Origin of the sequence: Cupriavidus neocaledonicus (assembly GCF_000372525.1) — a bacterium.
Classification (GTDB): Bacteria; Pseudomonadota; Gammaproteobacteria; order Burkholderiales; family Burkholderiaceae; genus Cupriavidus; species Cupriavidus neocaledonicus.
Genome location: NZ_AQUR01000107.1, coordinates 533022 through 551654 on the forward strand (window position 1 = coordinate 533022; position 18633 = coordinate 551654).

The 18633-nt window shown below is 67.9% G+C and carries 16 protein-coding genes; 11 read left to right on the top strand and 5 right to left on the bottom strand.

Annotated elements, in window-relative coordinates:
• Positions 1-4 precede the first annotated feature (4 nt).
• Both A3AG_RS0130610 and A3AG_RS0130615 read left to right on the top strand, forming a co-directional pair.
• The gene (locus A3AG_RS0130610) at positions 5-979 is read left to right on the top strand and encodes an alpha/beta hydrolase (protein ID WP_018009080.1); all 975 of its coding nucleotides are present in this window, start codon (positions 5-7) and stop codon (positions 977-979) included.
• Positions 976-2082 carry a 3,4-dihydroxy-2-butanone-4-phosphate synthase gene (locus A3AG_RS0130615; RefSeq protein WP_018009081.1) on the top strand — a complete coding sequence of 369 codons (1107 nt, stop codon included), beginning with the start codon at positions 976-978 and terminating at the stop codon, positions 2080-2082. Before A3AG_RS0130610 ends, A3AG_RS0130615 begins: the two co-directional genes overlap by 4 nt.
• On the opposite strand, the gene A3AG_RS0130620 is transcribed toward A3AG_RS0130615, so the two are convergent.
• From A3AG_RS0130620 to A3AG_RS0130635, 4 genes are all read right to left on the bottom strand, one after another.
• The gene (locus A3AG_RS0130620) at positions 2036-3052 is read right to left on the bottom strand and encodes a hypothetical protein (protein WP_018009082.1); all 1017 of its coding nucleotides are present in this window, start codon (positions 3050-3052) and stop codon (positions 2036-2038) included. The two genes, A3AG_RS0130615 and A3AG_RS0130620, sit on opposite strands and share 47 nt — an antisense overlap.
• A 19-nt stretch (positions 3053-3071) precedes the next feature.
• Entirely contained in the window at positions 3072-3863 is a 792-nt protein-coding gene (locus A3AG_RS0130625) for an SDR family oxidoreductase (RefSeq protein WP_018009083.1), read from the bottom strand.
• Between the two features lie 301 nt (positions 3864-4164).
• On the bottom strand, positions 4165-5343 hold the full coding sequence (locus A3AG_RS0130630) for a sulfotransferase family protein (protein ID WP_018009084.1): 1179 nt from the start codon (positions 5341-5343) through the stop codon (positions 4165-4167).
• Positions 5340-6458, bottom strand: a complete 1119-nt coding sequence (locus A3AG_RS0130635) for a DUF1214 domain-containing protein (RefSeq protein ID WP_018009085.1) — start codon at positions 6456-6458, stop codon at positions 5340-5342. Before A3AG_RS0130635 ends, A3AG_RS0130630 begins: the two co-directional genes overlap by 4 nt.
• Before the next feature lie 121 nt (positions 6459-6579).
• Here A3AG_RS0130635 and cysD point away from each other — a divergent pair, with 121 nt between their 5' ends.
• From cysD to A3AG_RS0130680, 9 genes are all read left to right on the top strand, one after another.
• Positions 6580-7584 (top strand): sulfate adenylyltransferase subunit CysD, encoded by a 1005-nt coding sequence (gene cysD, locus A3AG_RS0130640; protein WP_276307894.1) that lies wholly within the window; start codon positions 6580-6582, stop codon positions 7582-7584.
• On the top strand, positions 7584-9503 hold the full coding sequence (gene cysN / locus A3AG_RS0130645; RefSeq protein ID WP_018009087.1) for a sulfate adenylyltransferase subunit CysN: 1920 nt from the start codon (positions 7584-7586) through the stop codon (positions 9501-9503). Before cysD ends, cysN begins: the two co-directional genes overlap by 1 nt.
• A 298-nt stretch (positions 9504-9801) precedes the next feature.
• Positions 9802-10941: a helix-turn-helix transcriptional regulator gene (locus A3AG_RS0130650; protein ID WP_018009088.1), complete on the top strand. Its 1140-nt coding sequence runs from the start codon at positions 9802-9804 to the stop codon at positions 10939-10941.
• A gap of 334 nt (positions 10942-11275) precedes the next feature.
• The gene (locus A3AG_RS32145) at positions 11276-11521 is read left to right on the top strand and encodes a hypothetical protein (RefSeq protein ID WP_018009089.1); all 246 of its coding nucleotides are present in this window, start codon (positions 11276-11278) and stop codon (positions 11519-11521) included.
• A gap of 156 nt (positions 11522-11677) precedes the next feature.
• Positions 11678-12241, top strand: coding sequence for a phasin family protein (locus tag A3AG_RS0130660; RefSeq protein ID WP_018009090.1), 564 nt, complete (start codon positions 11678-11680; stop codon positions 12239-12241).
• Positions 12242-12313: 72 nt separating this feature from the next.
• Positions 12314-13057 carry an acetoacetyl-CoA reductase gene (phbB, locus tag A3AG_RS0130665; protein WP_018009091.1) on the top strand — a complete coding sequence of 248 codons (744 nt, stop codon included), beginning with the start codon at positions 12314-12316 and terminating at the stop codon, positions 13055-13057.
• Positions 13058-13131: 74 nt separating this feature from the next.
• Positions 13132-13704 (top strand): J domain-containing protein, encoded by a 573-nt coding sequence (locus A3AG_RS0130670; protein ID WP_026164587.1) that lies wholly within the window; start codon positions 13132-13134, stop codon positions 13702-13704.
• 285 nt (positions 13705-13989) lie between these two features.
• Complete coding sequence (locus tag A3AG_RS0130675) at positions 13990-17349, top strand: bifunctional diguanylate cyclase/phosphodiesterase (protein WP_240619994.1); 3360 nt, start codon at positions 13990-13992, stop codon at positions 17347-17349.
• A gap of 68 nt (positions 17350-17417) precedes the next feature.
• Entirely contained in the window at positions 17418-18050 is a 633-nt protein-coding gene (locus tag A3AG_RS0130680; protein ID WP_018009094.1) for a glycine-rich domain-containing protein, read from the top strand.
• A 146-nt stretch (positions 18051-18196) separates the two neighbouring features.
• Here A3AG_RS0130680 and A3AG_RS0130685 read toward each other — a convergent pair whose 3' ends face one another.
• Complete coding sequence (locus A3AG_RS0130685) at positions 18197-18622, bottom strand: cupin domain-containing protein (RefSeq protein ID WP_018009095.1); 426 nt, start codon at positions 18620-18622, stop codon at positions 18197-18199.
• Positions 18623-18633: the final 11 nt, after the last annotated feature.

Here is an 18633-nt window from a genome sequence, read left to right on the forward strand (position 1 = left end):
CACCATGCCGCTCGATCCCCAGGCCCGTGCCATGCTTGATGCCATGGCCGCCATGCCCAGCCCCGACTTCTCCACGCTGCGCGCCGCCGACTACCGCGCCGCGCTGGCGGCCATGCCCGGCTTCGCGCCCGGCGATGCCATCGCCGCGCAGCAAGACCTCACCCTGGAAGGCCCGGCCGGTGCGCTGCGGGCGCGCCTGTACCGGCCCCATGCTGCCGATGCGGCCCCAGGCAACGCGGCGCTGCCGCTTGTGATTTATTTCCACGGCGGCGGCTTCGTGCTGTGCGGCCTCGATTCGCACGACAACATCTGCCGCAGCCTGGCCCGCCGCAGCGGCGCGCTGGTGCTGTCGGTCGACTACCGCCTCGCGCCCGAGGCGCGCTTCCCGGCCGCGGCCGACGATGCCGTCGCCGCGGTGCGCTGGGCCGCCGCGCACGCGGCGCAACTGGGTGCCGACCCGACCCGGCTGGCTGTCGCCGGCGACAGCGCCGGCGGCAACCTGGCCGCCGTGGCCTGCCAGCAGCTGCGCGGCAGCGGCATCGCGCTGCGGCACCAGCTGCTGCTCTATCCCTGGCTGGACTGCAGCGCTGCCGCCGCGGCCAGCGCCAGCTATCGCGCCTGCGCGCAGGGCTACTTCCTCAGCGCCGCGGAACTGGACTGGTATCGCGCCCAGTACCTGGCCACGCCCGCCGACGCCCGCGATGTCCGCGCCAGTCCGCTGCAGCAGCGCGACCTGCACGGCCTGCCGCCGGCCACCATCATCACCGCCGAATTCGATCCGCTGCGCGACCAGGGCGAGGCCTACGGCGAGGCGCTGCAGCGCGCCGGCGGCAGCGCCACCGTGCGCCGCTGGCCCGGGCAGATCCATGGCTTCGCCAGCATGCAAGGCGTGATGGATGCCGCCAGCCATGGGCTGGACGCGGCCGCGGCGGCGCTGCGCCAGGCCTTCGGCGCAAGCAGCCGGCAGGAGGCAGCATGAGCGCGGCCGACCGCCTGGCGCCGATGGCCGAGGTGCTGGCCGCGCTCGCCGCCGGACAGTGCGTGGTGGTGCTCGAGGACGACAGCGCGGAAGCCACCGGCTGCGTGCTGGTGGCGGCCGAGCGCGCCACCGAGGCCGACGTCAACTTCATGGCCGCCGAGGCGCGCGGCCTGGTGTGCATGGCCATCACCGAGGCGCGCCGCGCGCTGCTGCAGCTGCCGCCGATGGCCGCCGGCCAGCGCCAGCGCGAGCGCGAGCGCTACACCGTGTCGATCGAGGCGGCCAGCGGCGTCAGCACCGGCATCTCCGCCGCCGACCGCGCGCTGACGCTGCGCGTGGCGGCGGCGCCGCGCGCCCGGCCGCATGACCTGGTCCAGCCCGGCCATGTCTTCCCGGTGGTGGCACAGCCGGACGGCGTGCTGCGCCGCGCGGGCTTTGCCGAAGCCTGCTCCGACCTGCCCCGGCTGGCCGGGCGCGTCGCGGCCGGGGCTTATGCGCTGGTGCTCGACGACGACGGCGAGCTGATGCGCGGACCGGCGCTGCTGGACTTCGCCCAACGCCACGGGCTGCCGGCGGTCTCAGTGAGCGCGCTGATCCACCACCGGCTGCTGACCGAGGGCGCGCTGCGCCGCACCCGCACGACCGAACTGGCCACGCCGTTCGGGCGCTTTACCGTGCACGCCTACCACGACGCGCCGGTGGATGCGCTGCACCTGGCGCTGGTGCTGGGCCACCCCGACCCGCACACGCCGGTGCTGACGCGGGTGCAGGCTGTGGAGATGCAGCGCGACGTGCTGGCCTTCGGCATGCCCGCGCCGCCGGCGTGGAACCTGGAACGCTCGTTGGAACGGATCGGCGCCGAGGGCTGCGGCGTGCTGGTGCTGCTGGATGAGCGCGAATCGCCGCAGCAGCGCCTGGACCGGCTGGCCGCACCAGCCGCGGCCGCGCCCGCGCCGGCCTTCGCGCAGCGCGCGCTCGGCGTCGGCGCGCAGATCCTGCGCGACGTGGGCGCGCACAAGCTGCGCCTGCTGAGCCATCCGGTGCCCTACCGCGCCGTCACCGGCTTCGACCTGGAGGTGACGGAGTTTGTCCCGCCGGGCTGAGCGGCGCGCCGAAGCAGTCGGCAAAGCTGCGCGTGAAGCGCTCGACGTCGGCGTCGGGCAGGTGGTTGATGCCGCCGGCCAGGCGCCGCCCGCCGCCGGTCTCGAAGCCGCGGCAGAAGTCGGCCGCGCCGGTAGCGCTGTGCGCCGGCACGCGCACGCTGACCGCAAAGCCGCCGCCGGACCGGGGCGACAGCAGGCCGATGGCATCGCCGGGACGTCCGCGCACCAGCTCGTTGGCAAGCACCCCGATCGCGCGCCGTGCCCACGGCGCATCGGGCAGCACCAGCAGCGCGGCGCCGGGCACCTCATGCATGGGCGACAGCCGGCGCGCGCGCGCCATGTCGTCCTCGTAGCCCTCGCACAGCAGCGCGTAAGTGGCGCACTGTGCGGCGAAGTCGAGCGGGTCGGCGAAGGCCAGCATGTGCTGCGCCAGATCGGCGGGATCGCAGTGCAGGTCGGCCACGCACTCGCCGTAGGCGTTGTAGTTCAGGCAGGTGCCGAGCCGTTCCAGCACCGCCGTCTGCGCTGCATCCAGGCCGAGCGGCGCCGCCATCGTGCGCGCCACGTCGCCAAGGTTGTCGCCAAAGGCGGCGGTGACCGCCCAGCGCCGGTGGCGCCCGTCCAGGTGGCGGTCGACCAGGATGCTGGTGCAGACCTGCGCCGCCTCGTCGATATGCGCGCGCAGGCCGGCATGCGAGGGCACGTCGCCGGCGTGGTGGTGGTCGAAGTAGTCCACCGCCACCCCGGCGTCGAGCAGCCGCAGCAGCCCGGCGCGATTCTGGTCGAGCGAGATGTCGAGCGCCGTCACGGTATCGCCGGCGCGCGCGTCAATGCGCTCCAGCAGCCGGATATCGCGCTTGACGCCGGTAACCAGCGTGGCGTCGCTGGCGTGCGAAGCGCCGGCCAGGCGCAGTTGCTGCAGCGCGCACAGGCCGTCGGCGTCGCCGTTGAAGGCAAAGTAGCTTGTCATGGCATGCGGTGCCGTGGGCTCAGGGCATGAAATCGCCACCATTGGCGTCCAGCGAGGCGCCGGTGATGGCCCTGGCGTAGTCTGACACGAGAAACAGCGCGGCGCGCGCGCAGTCGTCGTCGGTCGGCATGCGGCCCAGCGCGATCTGCGCGGTCACCGGCGCGATCACCGCGTCTTCGCTCACACCCTGCTCGGCGGCAGCGTGGCGCACATAGCCCTGCACCGGCGCGCCCCACATCCAGCCCATGAAGATGCTGTTGGCACGGATGCCATGCGGCCCCAGCTCGCGCGCCAGGTACTTGACCGCCACCGCCAGCGCGCCCTTGGACGCCGCGTAGCCGGATTCGCCCGGCATCGGCTTGCGCGTGGCCTGGGTGTTGATCATCACGATGGCGCCGCCGCCCTGCGGCTTCATCAGCGCCGCCACCTCCTGCGTCAGCGTCATGGTGCCGAAGACATTGGTGTCGAACACCTGGCGCCACACGTCCAGGTCGGCGGCTTCCACCGGCTCGGGGAAATTGCCGTGCTGGAAGGCGCTGTTGACGAGCGCGTCGATGCGGCCAAAGCGGCGCAGGGTCTCGTGGGCAAGGTGGCGCGACTGGGCGCGGTCGGTGATGTCGGTCACCACCTTCAGCACCTCGCAGTCGGCGCCCAGGGCATCGATGCGGGCCTGCGCTTCATCCAGCCTGGCCGCGGTGCGCGCGGCGATGGCCACGGCGCGGGCACCTTCGCGCGCCGCTTCCAGCGCCAGCTTGATGCCGAGGCCGGGGCCGATGCCGGATACGATGACGATCTTGTCTTTCAGCAGCATGTTGTTGTCTCCTGTTTTGGTGATCTTGCGTGCCTGTCGGAAGGGCCTGGTGGTTGCTCCCCTCCCCCGCTTGCGGGAGAGGGGCCGGGGGAGAGGGCAGGCACTGGCATACCGCAGGCGCGACTTCGTCTGACGCCCCGCCCTCACCCTCTCCCGCAAGCGGGAGAGGGTGTATGCAATCGGGATTGAAAAAGTCCGCGGCATTTCGCTGTGCCACGTGTTCTCTCCCCTCTCCCGCAAGCGGGCGAGGGAGTACGCAAGCGGGAGTTGGAAGGCCAGAGGCGAGTGCTGGCGTTGCCGGTCATTCGTTTGCGCTGCGCTTCAGGATGTGCCGCGCACGGTAACCGGCGAAGTCGCGCTCAAGTTGCGCCTCACTCAGCCCGAACCGTTCCGGCGTATACGCATGCGCCGCGCGCTGGTTGCGCGGGTTGCTTTCCATCCAGGCCCACATGCCCGCGCGCGCGGCCTCGGTGAGCGGCATGCCGGCGAAGCGGTAGACCGCCTGTGCCACGCCGAAGGGATCGCGCACCGTGTCCTCGAAGCGCACGTCGAGGAAGCGGTCGGCCGGCATGGCGTCGCGCACGGCCATGGCGTGGTCGGTGCCGCGCCGCATCTGCTCGCTCCACTGGCGGGCCGCCGTGGCGGGGTCTGGATCGTCGGCGTACAGCTGCCACAGCGTATGCGCCATGCTCGCCATCGACGGAATGGTCTGCAGCGGATCGCGATGGGTCAGCACCACCTGCGCGCCCGGGAACACCCGCAACAGCACCTCCAGCGTATGCAGGTGCTGCGGAGTCTTCAGCACCCAGCGCTGCGCGGGCTTCGCGCCACGCTGGCGCTTCTGCCACTGCAGGAACTGCAGCATGGTCTTCAGGCAGGCATAGACCTCGGTGTGGTCCTGCCGCGCCAGCCAGTCGGTGTAGGCCGGCACGTTGGCGTAGGAATTCATCGCGCACAGGAACGAATGCTCCATCAGCATGAATTCCTCGTCGGCAGCCATCGCGTCGAGCGGGTGGATGGCGACGATGTCCGGGATGAACCGGATCATCTGCGCCACTTCCTCGCGCGCCGCGGCGATACGCCGGCTGGGATCGCGCACATCCTCGCCCGGCAACGGGGCCGGATAGCGGGTCTCCCACCATGCCGCCGCGCAAAAGCGCGCGTCCGTGGCCAGCATGCGCTGCAGCAGCGTGGTACCTGTGCGCGGCAGGCCGACGATGACCAGCGGGTCTTCCACGCGCTCCTGCATGATTTCCGGATGGCGTCGACAGTAATCCTGGATCACCAGCCGGTTGACCAGCTGGCCCCGCAGCTTTCCCTCCAGCATCTGCGCGCCTTGCGCCGACAGGTTGGCCTCGCTTGCCAGCGAATCCGACAGCACCCGCAGCGCCTCGCGATAGTTGCCCGGGCCGAAGTCGTCCAGGCCGCCGGCCTGCTCGCTCGCCTGTGCCAGCAGGCGTTCCACGTTGATGGCATTCATGCGTTGTTCTCCCTGAGCGATGCAAGCTTGACCACACGCGTGCGCGGATGCGCGGGCTGCGCCGCGCCCACCCAGCGCCAGCACATGGTGCCGTTGCGATGGCCGGCGGTCTCCAGCCAGTTGGGCAGGCCCGGATCGCCCGCACTTAGGATCACGGTGACGCCGCCGTTGGCGTTTAGCCGCGCACCGTGCTTGTTGAGGCAGATGTCGTGGTAGCGGTAGTCGAGTGATTCCATCCAGTAGTTGTTGATCTGGAAGTTCCAGAACTCGCATTCCGGCACCCGGTCGACCTCGACCACCAGCGCCTCGTCATCGGCCAGCCGCCAGCACGAGTGGTAGTAGAAGATATTGGGATCGCCGCCCGCCGCCTGGCACACCGCCTGGTCCGCGGGCGGCAGCGCGTTGACGTGGCCGCCGTAGCCCCCGGCCCAGTCGGCAAAGATGCGCGCGGTGCCCTCGACAAATCCGGCGGCGCGCAGCAGGCCAGCGTGCAAACGCTCCGCGCTCAGCGCCGGCGGCTTGCCGCTGGCGTCGACACGCTCGATCTGCAATTCCGCCGGCGTCTCCGCCTTGCGGTCAAGGAAGGTCTGGCGCACCACCAGCGCATTGGTGGCCGGCTCCATGCGCACCCAGTTGCCCGGTTGCTGCAGCTGGGGCCCGGCGCTGAGCGTGATCTCGAAACTGCCGTCCGGCGCCACGGCAAGCTGGTTGCTGTCGATAAAGCCGGTCTGGACCATGCGTCCGTCGGTTTCATAGCCGCCCTTCTGCGTGCCGAAGCTCAGATACGCCACCGTGCCGCGCCGGCCACGGATGCGGTACTTCGCGTTGCCGTCCAGGCGCGCGTAGCGGTACAGGTTGTCCGGATTGTCGGCGCCGATCTTGGCGGTCTCGTGCGACGGCGAGAAGAAGCCGGGGAACGCCGGATCGGCAAACTCCACGTGCATTTCCAGCGCGATGCGCAGCAGGCGGCTCAGGTAGCGGAAACCCTCGGCGCGCGTGAGCGCATCCGCCGGCGCCTCCGGGCGCAGGATCTGCTGCCCGCTGCGTTTGAGCACGTCGCAAAACTCGGCCCAGGTCTGGCCGCTCAGCAATTGGTTTTCGGCGGAGGTCGCCATCTGCCTGCTCCCGTGGTTGGTCGGCGCAGCAACGATACCCAGCACGGGGCGGCGCCTTCCTCGTCCGGGTGGACTAGGAAATGCGCGCCGCGGCCCGCGATTCTTAGTCCGCCCGGACGAAGTGGCGCAGGCCTCCGGCTCGCTACCTTTTGGCCATGCCAGACGGCCGCGACAACCGTGCGCGGCACCGGCAAACCCAGAGGACCAAGAGGAAAAAATGGAGACCCCGATGTTGACCCACCTGGAGCAACTGGAGGCCGAGAGCATCCACATCATGCGGGAGGTGGTCGCGGAATGCGAAAACCCCGTCATGCTCTATTCGATCGGCAAGGACAGCGCGGTAATGCTGCACCTGGCGATGAAGGCCTTCCATCCCGCGCGGCCGCCGTTCCCGCTGCTGCATGTCGATACCACTTGGAAGTTCCGCGAGATGATCGCGTTCCGCGACCAGACCGCGGCCCGGCTCGGCCTGGACCTGCGCGTGCACATCAACCCCGAAGGGCTGGCGCGCAATATCAGCCCGCACGAGCACGGCTCGGCCGTCCACACGGATGTATGGAAGACGCAAGGCCTGAAGCAGGCGCTGGACCACTACGGCTTCGACGCGGCCTTCGGCGGCGCGCGGCGCGACGAGGAGAAATCCCGCGCCAAGGAGCGCGTGTTCTCGGTGCGCACCGCGCAGCACCGCTGGGACCCCAAGATGCAGCGCCCCGAACTCTGGCGCCAGTACAACACGCGCAAGCGCAAGGGCGAGAGCCTGCGCGTGTTCCCGCTGTCGAACTGGACCGAGCTCGATATCTGGCAATACATCTACCTGAACCAGATTCCGATCGTGCCGCTGTACTTCGCCAGGGAACGGCCAGTGGTCGAACGCGACGGCACCCTGATCATGGTCGACGACGAGCGCCTACCGCTGCGGCCCGGCGAAACCCCGCAACTGCGCAAGGTGCGCTTCCGCACGCTGGGCTGCTACCCGCTTACCGGCGCGATCGAGAGCGAGGCCGACACGCTCGGCGGCATCATCCAGGAAATGCTGCGGGCGACCACGTCGGAGCGCCAGGGACGGCTGATCGACAGCGATTCGGCCGGTTCGATGGAGAAGAAGAAACAGGAGGGATACTTCTGATGCAAAGCCCGATCGACAACGCGCCGATGGCGCAACCCGCCGGCACGCAGAGCGAGATCGCTCAGTATCTTCGTGCCCAGCAGAACAAGAGCCTGCTGCGCTTCATCACCTGCGGCAGCGTCGACGACGGCAAGAGCACGCTGATCGGCCGGCTGCTGTATGAATCGAAGATGCTGTTCGAGGACCAGCTGGCGCAGCTCGAGGCCGACTCGAAGAAGATGGGCACGCAAGGCGAGAACCTCGACTTCGCGCTGCTCGTGGACGGCCTCGCCGCCGAGCGCGAACAGGGCATCACCATCGACGTGGCCTACCGCTTCTTTGCCACCGACAAGCGCAAGTTCATCGTTGCCGACACCCCCGGGCACGAGCAATACACGCGCAACATGGTGACCGGCGCCTCCACCGCCGACCTCGCCATCCTGCTGGTCGATGCGCGCCGCGGCGTGCAGACGCAGACGCGGCGCCACAGCTACCTGGTGGCCACGCTGGGCATCCGGCGCGTGGTGCTGGCCGTCAACAAGCTGGACATGGTGGATTACTCGCGCGACGTCCATACGCGCATCGAGAAGGAGTACCGCGAGTTCGCGCGGCAGATCGGCCTGACCGATATCGTCTGCATTCCCATGTCCGCGCTGCGCGGCGACAACATCACCGAGCCCAGCGCCAATACGCCGTGGTACCAGGGCCCGACGCTGATGGACCACCTGGAGAGCGTGCCGATCGACCACGTGCCGGCGCTGGACGAGTCGTTCCGGCTGCCGGTGCAGTGGGTCAACCGCCCCAACCTGGACTTCCGCGGCTTTGCCGGCACCGTCAGCGCCGGCGTGATCCGGCGTGGCGACCGCGTGCGCGCGCTGCCCTCCGGCCGCGAAAGCCACGTCACTGGCATCGTCGGCGCGGCCGGCGCATGCGAGCAAGCCATGCGCGGCCAGGCGGTGACGCTGACCCTGGCCGACGAGATCGACGTCAGCCGCGGCGACGTGCTGGCCTGCGCCGACGACCCGCCCGCGGTGGCCGACCAGTTCGAGGCCACGCTGGTATGGATGAACGAGGACGCCATGCTGCCCGGGCGGCCCTACCTGCTCAAGCTCGGCACGCGCACCGTGGGCGTGACCGTGGCGCAGCCCAAGTACAAGGTCAACGTCAACACGCTCGAGCACCTGGCCGCGCGCACGCTGGAGCTGAACGAGATCGGCGTGTGCAACCTGCACCTGGACCAGCCGGTGGCGTTCGACCCGTACACGCGCAACCGCGAGCTGGGCGGCTTCATCCTGATCGACCGCCTCACCAACAACACGGTCGGCGCCGGCATGCTGCACTTTGCGCTGCGCCGGGCGCAGAACGTCCACTGGCAGGCCATCGACGTCGACCGCCGCGCGCATGCCGCGCTCAAGCACCAGTCGCCGCGCATCGTCTGGTTCACCGGGCTGTCCGGCGCGGGCAAGTCCACCATCGCCAACCTGGTGGAAAAGCGCCTGCACGCGCTCGGCCACCACACCTACCTGCTCGATGGCGACAACGTGCGCCACGGCCTGAACAAGGACCTGGGCTTCTCCGAAGCGGACCGCATCGAGAACATCCGGCGCGTGGCCGAGGTCGCCAGGCTGATGCTGGACGCGGGGCTGATCGTGCTGGTGTCGTTCATTTCCCCCTTCCGCTGCGAACGCGAGATGGCGCGCGCACTGGCCGGTGACGGCGAATTCATCGAGGTCTTCATCGACACGCCGCTGGCGGTGGCCGAGCAGCGCGACCCCAAGGGCCTGTACCGCAAGGCGCGCCGCGGCGAACTGAAGAACTTCACCGGCATCGATTCGCCCTACGAGCCGCCCGAGCACCCGGAAATCCGCATCGACACCACCGGCGACAGCGCCGAGCAGGCGGCGGAGCGGATCGTGGCGTGGCTCAGGGACAGGGCTTAGGGACAGGGGCTTAGGGACAGGGCTTAGGGACAGGCCCTAGGCGGAACGGACGATGAGGCGGTGGTGCGGGTGGGTACGATGGGCGAAACCGGTTTATCCCGGGAAAACCGACCGCGCCCGCCTGAACCCCTGCGCTTGCATCGCCGGCTGGGTGCTCCCTCTCCCGCTTGCGGGAGAGGGTTGGGGGTGAGGGCGGGCGCCTCGACGAAGTGCAGGCCGTCGGCCTTGCCAGCGCCTGCCCTCACCCCCTTCCCCTCTCCCGCAAGCGGGAGAGGGGAGCAAACCGCCGCCCTGCCACATGCCGCCAGACCCGTTGCCCGCCGCCGAACTCAGCGCCCTGCTCGCCCAGCTCTACCAGGGCCCCACCGAGCCGGTCCCCTGGGCCACCTTCCTCGAAAGCCTCCGCCAGCGCCTGGCCGCCGCCTTCGTCACGCTGGTGCTGCGCCACCCCGCCACCGACCGCCCCGGCCTGATCGTCAACGCCTCCGACTACGGCCCTCATCTTCCCGGCGAGCCCTCATACAGCGAGCAATACTATGCGCTGTGCCCCTTCCTGGACCTGCACCCCGACCGCCTCTTCTGCGCCGACGAACTGTTCGGCGAAGCCGGCTGGCTGGCCCATCCGTTCTACGCGCAATACCTGCAGCCGCTCGGCCTGCGCTACATCCTGGCAGCCAACCTGGTCACGCCGGATGGCGTCGAATGCGCGCTGTTCATCAGCCGCACCGCGGCGGGACAGGACTTCACCAGCGCCGACAAGGCGCTGCTGCAGGACCTGCTGCCGCACCTGAAGCGCGCAGTCGACCTGCACGCCGCGCTCGACGTGCTCGCCTCCGAACGGTCGCTCTACGCCGACGCGGTCGACCGCATGCAGGTGGGCACCGTCATCCTCGACGAACACGGCCGCTGCATCCGCAGCAACGACGTCGCCGGCCGCCTGCTGCGCGCCCGCGACGGCCTCTACCTGGCAGACGGCGCGCTGCAAGCGCACTGCCCGATGGAAAACCGCAGGTTCCGCAAGATCCTGGAAAGCGCCGCGCAAGCCCATGCGCTGGCCACGCCGCGCAGCGAAGTCACCACGCTCAGCCGGCCCGCCGCGCCCACGCCGCTGAGCGTGCTGGTGCGGCCCATCCCGCTTAGCTACCGCAGCGAGGACAAGGCCCGCCGCCCCGCGGTAGCGGTCTTCATCCGCGATCCTGCGGGTTCACCCCGCAACACCCACGCCAGCCTGCGCAAGCTGTTCCACCTGACCCCCACCGAGATCGAGCTGGCGCTGCTGATGGTCGACGGTCTGACCCTCGATGAGGCCGCCGCGCGGCTGGGCGTGAAGAAGAACACGGCGCGGGCGCATTTGCGGGGGATCTTTGCGAAGACGGGGGCGACGCGGCAGGCGGTGTTGGTGAAGATGTTGCTGTCCAGCGTGGTGGGGATGGGGTAAGGGGGTCGCGTGGCGGGGATGGCCCCGCCGGCCTCGGCTCGCCTGGCAATTCAATGACCGACCGGTCGGGCTGACAACCAGGGGGGCTTCCCACTCTGCCGGTTTGCCCCGGGCACCGGATCAGAACCATGGGGACCAGGCAGGAAATACCCCAGACCGTCAACGATGACATTGAAGCCCCGGTGTTGGGCACCTAAGATGGAGTTTCTGGCGCGAGCGGCAAGCTTGCCATCGCCAGAATGTGGTCTGCGATGACTGGACCCTCCGATCCAGGCGGACCTGCGGTGTAGTGTAGTCCCGTAGCAAGAATAGACCTATAGCTTGGGAGACAACTGTGCTGAGTCATCATGAAATCGCCACGCTGGTCCTGGTAAACGACCGCTCCGACGCCACCGGGCTGGACCACGCCGATATGCAGGCGCTGCTCGAGAAGCAGCTCATCACGCTCGAGCGTCTGGGGCCAACCCTTGCACATCCGCAAGTCACGATTCAAGGCTACGCCTTTCTCAAAGCGGTCGGTCGTGTTCGCGCAAGCGACGCTGCGGCACGACAGCAGGCCGCCTGCAGACCCTCGCTTTAACCGTTCGGAAGCTGTCGGCTGCCCCGGCCGGCTTGCGCGACGGGGGCAGCCGGCATGCCAATGCGGGCATGGCAATCGTCGTGCCTTGGGCCTCCGCTCCGCGCAGGACGGGTCTCGCCATCGTTGCGGGGGGCGGCAATTATCTGGAGACGCAACATGACAAAGTGGTCCCCTGAGCAAATCAGCAAGCTTCAGATTACCGGCATCGACGCCTGGGCGGGGCTGGCCAGCAAGTCGCTGGATTGCATCGCGAGGTTGGTGGACCTGAATCTGCAGACCATGAAAACGACCCTGGAAGACGGGCAGGAGTGCGCCAGGAAGGCCTTGTCGACCAAAGACTCGCAAACACTGGTGGAACTGCAGGCGGAATTGTTCCAACCCACGGCCGAAGCGATGCTGGCGTATCGACGCCGGGTGCAGGAGATTCTTGCCGATGCACAGGCAAACGTCGAGAAGGTGCTGGAGGTGCAGTACGCCGCCGGCAAGCGCGAGGTGCAGGGATTGATGGAAACCGCCCTGGGCAACGCACCGGCAACCCCGATGACGCCTTTTGCGGCCTGGCAGGAGGCGCTTAACGCCACCACGGCGCTCTTCGATTCCATGCAAGCCACGGCAACGCAGGCGATGCAGATGGCCGGGAACGGCTTCGATTCTGCCGCCGAGGCGACGTCCAAGGGCGTACGACGCCGCACGGCACCCGCCCCGCACACGGCGGGGTAATGCTGCAGCGCAAAGCCGGCGTACCGAAGCCGACGCATTTCCCCGCGAAGTCAGACTCAGGAGATCGGAGACATGACGAAACGAATCGCCATCGTGACAGGAGGCATGGGCGGGCTTGGCGAAGCGATCAGCGTCCGGCTACAGGACTCGGGTTGCACCGTCGCGGTCACGCATTCGCATGGCAACAGCGGCGTCGATGCCTGGCTGGCGAGAATGGAAGAAGGCGGCAGAAAATTCCACGCCTATCCCGTGGACGTTGCCGACTACGAATCGTGCCAACTATGTGTTGCGGCCATTCACAAGGAACTGGGCCCCACCGACATCCTGGTCAACAACGCCGGCATCACGCGCGATGCCAGCTTCAGGAAGATGGACAAGGTCAATTGGGACGCGGTCATCCGCACCAACCTCGACTCGGTGTTCAACATGACCAAGCCGGTGTGTGAAGGCATGGTCAGCCGCGGCTGGGGCCGCATCATCAACATCTCTTCGATCATCGGCTCCAAGGGCGGCTTCGGTCAGGCCAATTACGCCGCGGCCAAGGCCGGCATGCATGGTTTCACCAAATCGCTGGCGCTAGAAGTTGCCAGGAGCGGCGTGACGGTCAACACGGTGTCGCCGGGCTTTATCGCCACCAAAATGGTGACGGCGATCCCGCAAGACATCCTCGACACCAAGATCATTCCGCAAATCCCCGTCGGCCGCCTGGGAAAGCCGGAGGAAGTGGCGGCGTTGGTCGCCTATCTTTGCTCGCACGAGGCCGGCTTCGTGACCGGAGCGAACATAGCGATCAACGGAGGACAGCATTTGCAGTGAGGTTGAGGACCGGCGTGCGGGGCCGGGCGGGCGTGCTAGCATGAATGCCTTCGCCCTCCTCCGCCCTGCTTCCCATGACAACGCTCTACGCGACGCTTGGCGTTCAGTCCGACGCCACCGTGGACGAGATCAGGCTTGCCTATCGCCGTGCGGCAATGAAATGGCATCCGGACCGCAATCCCGGCCGCGAAGCCGAAAGCCATGCCGCCTTCCAGCAGATTCGCGATGCCTATGCGATTCTGTCCGACGCCGAGCAACGCCAGGTCTACGACGATGTCTTCGAACGCGAAATGCGCCGGTGGGAAGCCGAGCACGCAGCCCAGGAGGCCGAGGAGCGCCAGGCACAGGAGCAGGCGAGACGCGTCGCGCAGGAACATTACGAGAAGATGGTTGCCATCGCGATGCGCTTTGCCGAGGCGGGGCATTCGCGCGACGTCCTGTTCGGCGTCCTGCTGGGCAAGGACTGCGAGACGGATCTCGCCGCACAAATTGCCGACAGCGTTCATGCACTGCAGGCGTCGCGCCAGGCATGCGCCGGGCAGGCGTGCGACGAGGCCGCAGCGCCGGCGGATGCCGGCACCGCGCGCACCGGGATACCCACCAGCGCGTTCGAGGCCTTCTGGCAAGGGCTGTTCAGGTTTCGCTAGCAGCCGCTTGCGGACGCGCGCGTGGGCGCTTGCCACGCCATAGACGCTGCGTTGATGTGTCTCCACGCAAGCAACTCACCCCCCGCTTTGGTGGGGTGTTGGCGTTGCAAAATTGAATCTCTGTTAACCGCCGTTTGATATAGATTGTAAAGACATTTAGAGCCACGGTTCGCTTGGCAGAACCTGGCCGTCGTTATCTTTTGGTATCAGCCGTCGGCGAGGACCGCGATCACCGGTCACCGCCCGGATCCGGGGGAGACAATGTTGCGTCAGGTGCTTGCGCGCATGCCGAGCCCGCTTGGACGCCTTGGGTCGCGTTCCATCACGGCGGGCACGGTGCTTCTTGGGGCGCTGACGACGGCTGTCGTCTATGCGTTCTGCACCGACCTGCTGGAAAGGGATGTCCGGCTGCGCTTCGAGAACGATACCGGCGACGTGGTCCAGCAGATCGATACGCGGATCCGGCTCTATACCGACGTGCTGGTCACGATGCAGGCGCTGTTCGGTGCCAGCGACCATGTCTCGCGCAGCGAGTTTCGCGACTTCGTCGTCGGCCTGAACCTGCCGCAGCGCTACCCCGGTTTCCAGACCCTGAACTACGCGCCCTATGTGCCGGCGCCAGAGATCGATGCGTTTGTCGACAGGCAACGCAATGATCCGATCCTGCGCGAAGCCGGCGTGACGTTCACCCTCCGGCCGCCGGGCCAGCGGCCGGGCTACTTCGTCCTGACCTATGTCGAGCCGCTCGACACCAACCTGCCGTCGCTCGGTGTGGACATGGGTGCCGAACCACGCCGCCTGGCCGCGCTGGAGCGCGCCCGCGATACCGGGCAATCGGTGAGCAGCGGCCGGCTGATCTTCAGCGATGCCAGGAATCCTCATGTGGGCATCGCGCTGCGGCTGCCGGTGTATCGCAGGGCGCTGAACCTGGATTCCGTGGAGGCGCGCCGGGCCGCTTACGTCGGCTCGGTCGGCGCCGGCATCCGGGTGGCGGATCTGCTCAAGGACCTGGTCAGCAACCAGAACCTGCGCCCGATCCGGTTTCGCGTCCATGACGCCGGCGACGTCGCGGCGCCGGCCGATGCCCTGTCCGCCGGCAACCTCCTTTACGACAGCCGCACCGGGCTGGCGACGCCGCGGCCGGGGCGTGCCACGGAAGGCCGCGCAGCGCCGCGCGCGGGCACGCCGGCGGACGCAGCGGCGGACACACCGGCGGCTTCGGCGGCCAGCCGGGACGACCTGACCAAGAGCGTGGAGCGCGACTTCGGCGGACGGCGCTGGATCATTGCCTTCGCCGCCGACTCGCGCGCGATCGGCGGTCCGCAACGCTATCTGCCGACGCTGGTGATCATTTCCGGGATGATCATCACCGTGCTGCTGGGCTGGCTGGCCTATGCCTTGTCCAGCTCGCGGGCACGCGCCGTTGCCGTCGCCGACCAGATGACGCACAGCCTGCGCGAGAGCCAGGCGGCGCTGGCCGAGGCGCAGCAGATTGCCCAGCTGGGCGACTGGCGCATCGACCTGGGCAAGGATGTCGCTCACTTTTCACGGGAAATGGGTCGCCTGCTGGGCTGGCGCGGCCACCGGCCGAGCCCGGACACGCTGTTCCAGGCGATCGAGAGCAGCCATCGCGCCGTGCTGCGGGAACGGATGGAAAAAGCGGTGCGGGATCGCCAGCCGTTCGAGCTCGAGTGCCCTTACCGTTCGCAGCGCGGACGGCGCGGCTGGTTGCATCTGATTTGCCACGCGCAGGGACCGGCGGGCAACAGTACCGCCTTGCGCGGCACCGCGCAGGATATCAGCCAGCGCAAGTCGGCCGAACAGGCCCGCGCGCAGGAGCACCAGATCGCCCTGCACCTGGCCACGGCCGACAGTGAAGCCGAAGTGCTGGAGGATATCGTCCACACCCTGCTGGAAGGCATGGAGTGGGAGGCCGGGGCATTCTGGCCGTCCGACGACGGCCATGGCAACAAGCTGCCGCAGGTACGCCTGAGCCGCGCCAAGGCACTCGAGTCCTGGCTCGCTGCGCGCCCTGCCCGGGCCGCGGGGGCCCCGGCCATCGCGGCGCCACAATGGTATGCGGGACTCCATGACGTAGCCAGGCATGCGCAGGCCGGCTGGCTCGCCAGTGGCGGCATCCGCACGGTATTCGCCTTTCCGCTGAGCCGGGGTCACGTGACCCTTGGCGTGGTCGAACTTTATTCCCGCACCCGGCGCGCCGCCGATGTCCATGCCCTGGCGATGGCCGGCGGCATTGCCAGCCAGACCGGGCATTTCCTGCTGCGGCGGCAGGCCGAGGAAAACCTGCGTTTCATCGCCAACCACGATTCCCTGACCGGTCTGCCCAACCGGCTGATGTTCAAGGCCGAGTTCGAAAAGGCCCTGGCGCGCGCGCGCGCCGGCGGGCAGGCACTGCATGTGATCTTCGTCGACCTGGACGAATTCAAGGTCGTCAATGACACCATCGGCCACAACGCCGGCGATGCCGTGCTGCGCGAAATGGCCGAGCGGCTTCGCCAGGGCCTGCCCGAGGTGGAGCTGATCACGCGCTTCGGTGGTGACGAGTTTGTCGTGCTGCTCGACCCGAAGGGCGATCCGACCCTTCTTGGCCGGACCATCTCGCAACTGCAGGCCGTGCTCACGCCCGCCTTTGTCATCAACGAATCCGAGATGCGGATGACCGCCAGCATCGGCATCAGCTCGTTCCCCGAAGACGGCGACGACTGGCAAACCCTGCTCAAGCATGCCGACCTGGCCATGTACGGCGCCAAGCAGCTGGGCAAGAACGGCTACCAGTTCTATTGCCGCGGCATGAGCACCACACTGCAGCGGCGCATCGACATGGAGTCGCACCTGCACCGCGCGCTCGAGAACGACGAGTTCGTGCTCTATTACCAGCCGCGTATCGCGCTGGCATCGGGAACCTGCACCGCCGTCGAGGCACTGATCCGCTGGCACCACCCCGAGCTGGGGCTGGTCATGCCCGCCGACTTCATTCCCTTCGCCGAGCAAAGCGGCGCCATCGTCGAGATCGGCGCCTGGGCGCTGCGCGAGGCGTGCCGCCAGAATGCCAAATGGCTGGCCCAGGGCCTGCCGCCGGTGCGGGTCTCGGTCAATCTCTCCGCCCGGCAGTTCGCCGACAAAGCGCTCAGGCTGACCATCATCGATGCGCTGCGCCAGGCCCCCCTGCCCGGCAACCTGCTTGAGCTGGAACTGACCGAAAGCATGGTCATGCGCGATGCCGAGCAGGCTTCGAACTGGTTGTCGCGCCTGAAGCGAACCGGCGTGCGCCTGGCCATCGACGACTTCGGTACCGGCTATTCATCGCTCGCCTACCTGAGCCGCTTCCCGATCGATACGGTCAAGATCGACCGCAGCTTTGTCCGCTATGTCCCCGAAAGCCGCAGCGACACGCAGATCACCAGCGCGGTGATCGGCCTGGGCCACCGGCTCGGCCTCGAGGTCGTCGCCGAGGGCGTGGAGAACGAGGCCCAGCTTGAATTCCTGCGCCGCGAAGGCTGCGACGAGGTGCAGGGCTACTACTTCAGCCATCCGTTGCCGCCGGCGAAGATCACTGCCTTCCTCGCCAGCCGCATGGAGCATGGCCCCGATTTCGCACGGGGCCAGGAACCGATGCGCGCCTGACCGAAGCCAGGCGCGCCGTCGTGTGGTCGCATTGCAGGCAGTCCAACAAAAAGAGAGGAAACTGAATCATGCATGAACGTACTGTGCAAGCCATGTGGCAAGACATCGATGCACTCGATTTCTCGAGGATGAAGGCCAAGCTGTTGCACCAGCAGCATCAGGACTGGACCCCGGCGTCCCTGGAGCAGGCCGAGGACGGCTACCGCCAGTTCCTGAAGCTGGCCGCGAAGTATCCGGAAACGCCCGCAGTGCCCAGCGAGCGGGTCGATGCCTTCTGGCACGCCCATATCCTGGACACCCGGCGCTATGCCGACGACTGCGTGCGCATCTTCGGCCGTGTCCTGCATCACGATCCCTACGTTGGCATCGACGGCCCGGAAGACGAGGCGCGCCTGCTGGCAATGGCCGCCTCGAGCGATGCGCTCAACCTTCGCGAGTTCGGCAGCCCGCTTACCTCGGCGGCCTACTGCGCGCGCGCGGCAACGGACAACGCCGCGTATTGCGCGCGCATGAGCGAAAAGAAGGACGCCGCTTATTGCGCCCGGCTGGCTGAAAGTACGGCTGCCGCCTACTGTGCCCGCGTGGCGACGGACGCGGCCGCCTATTGCGCACGGGAAGCGGAAAGCGGGCTGGGACAAGTGCACCCGGTCACGACGAGGCCCGCCTATTGCGCGGTGACTTCGCCGCGGAGTGTTGCATGACTTCGGATCAAGAAGGCACCCATCGCGTTTAGCCCGGGTGCTGGCGACACTGGGTACAAACCTGCGGATCGCTCCCCGTTATCTGTCAGGTGCTTGTGAATGCGCGGCTCTGCCGCGCATTTTTTTATCAAAGACACTGAATTTTCTCAGACCCATTGGTCGTTCTGGACAGTGCGCTCGCTGGCCGCTCCGTCGCCCGTGTTGACGACGCCGCGCGGCTCGATCAGCAGAAGCTTGACTTCTGCGTTGGTACTGGGCTTATGCTCGACGCCCTTCGGCACTACCGCCATCTGCCCGGCTCTCAGCACGATCGTGCCGTCCCCGCAGGGGCCCGCGCGAACATCGATTCGCAACTCCCCCTCCAGGACGATGAATGTCTCGTCGGTGTCGGCATGCCGGTGCCATTCGAAATCGCCCTGCAACTTCACTACTTTGAACTGGTAGTCGTTCATCTCCGCGACGACGCGTGGTTGCCAGTAACCGTCGATCTGCGCGATCTTGCCGAGCAGGTCGATGGTCCGACACTGGCCGCGGTGGGACGCGGCGATGGAAGAATTAGGTAATTGGGACATGGTTCTCTCCG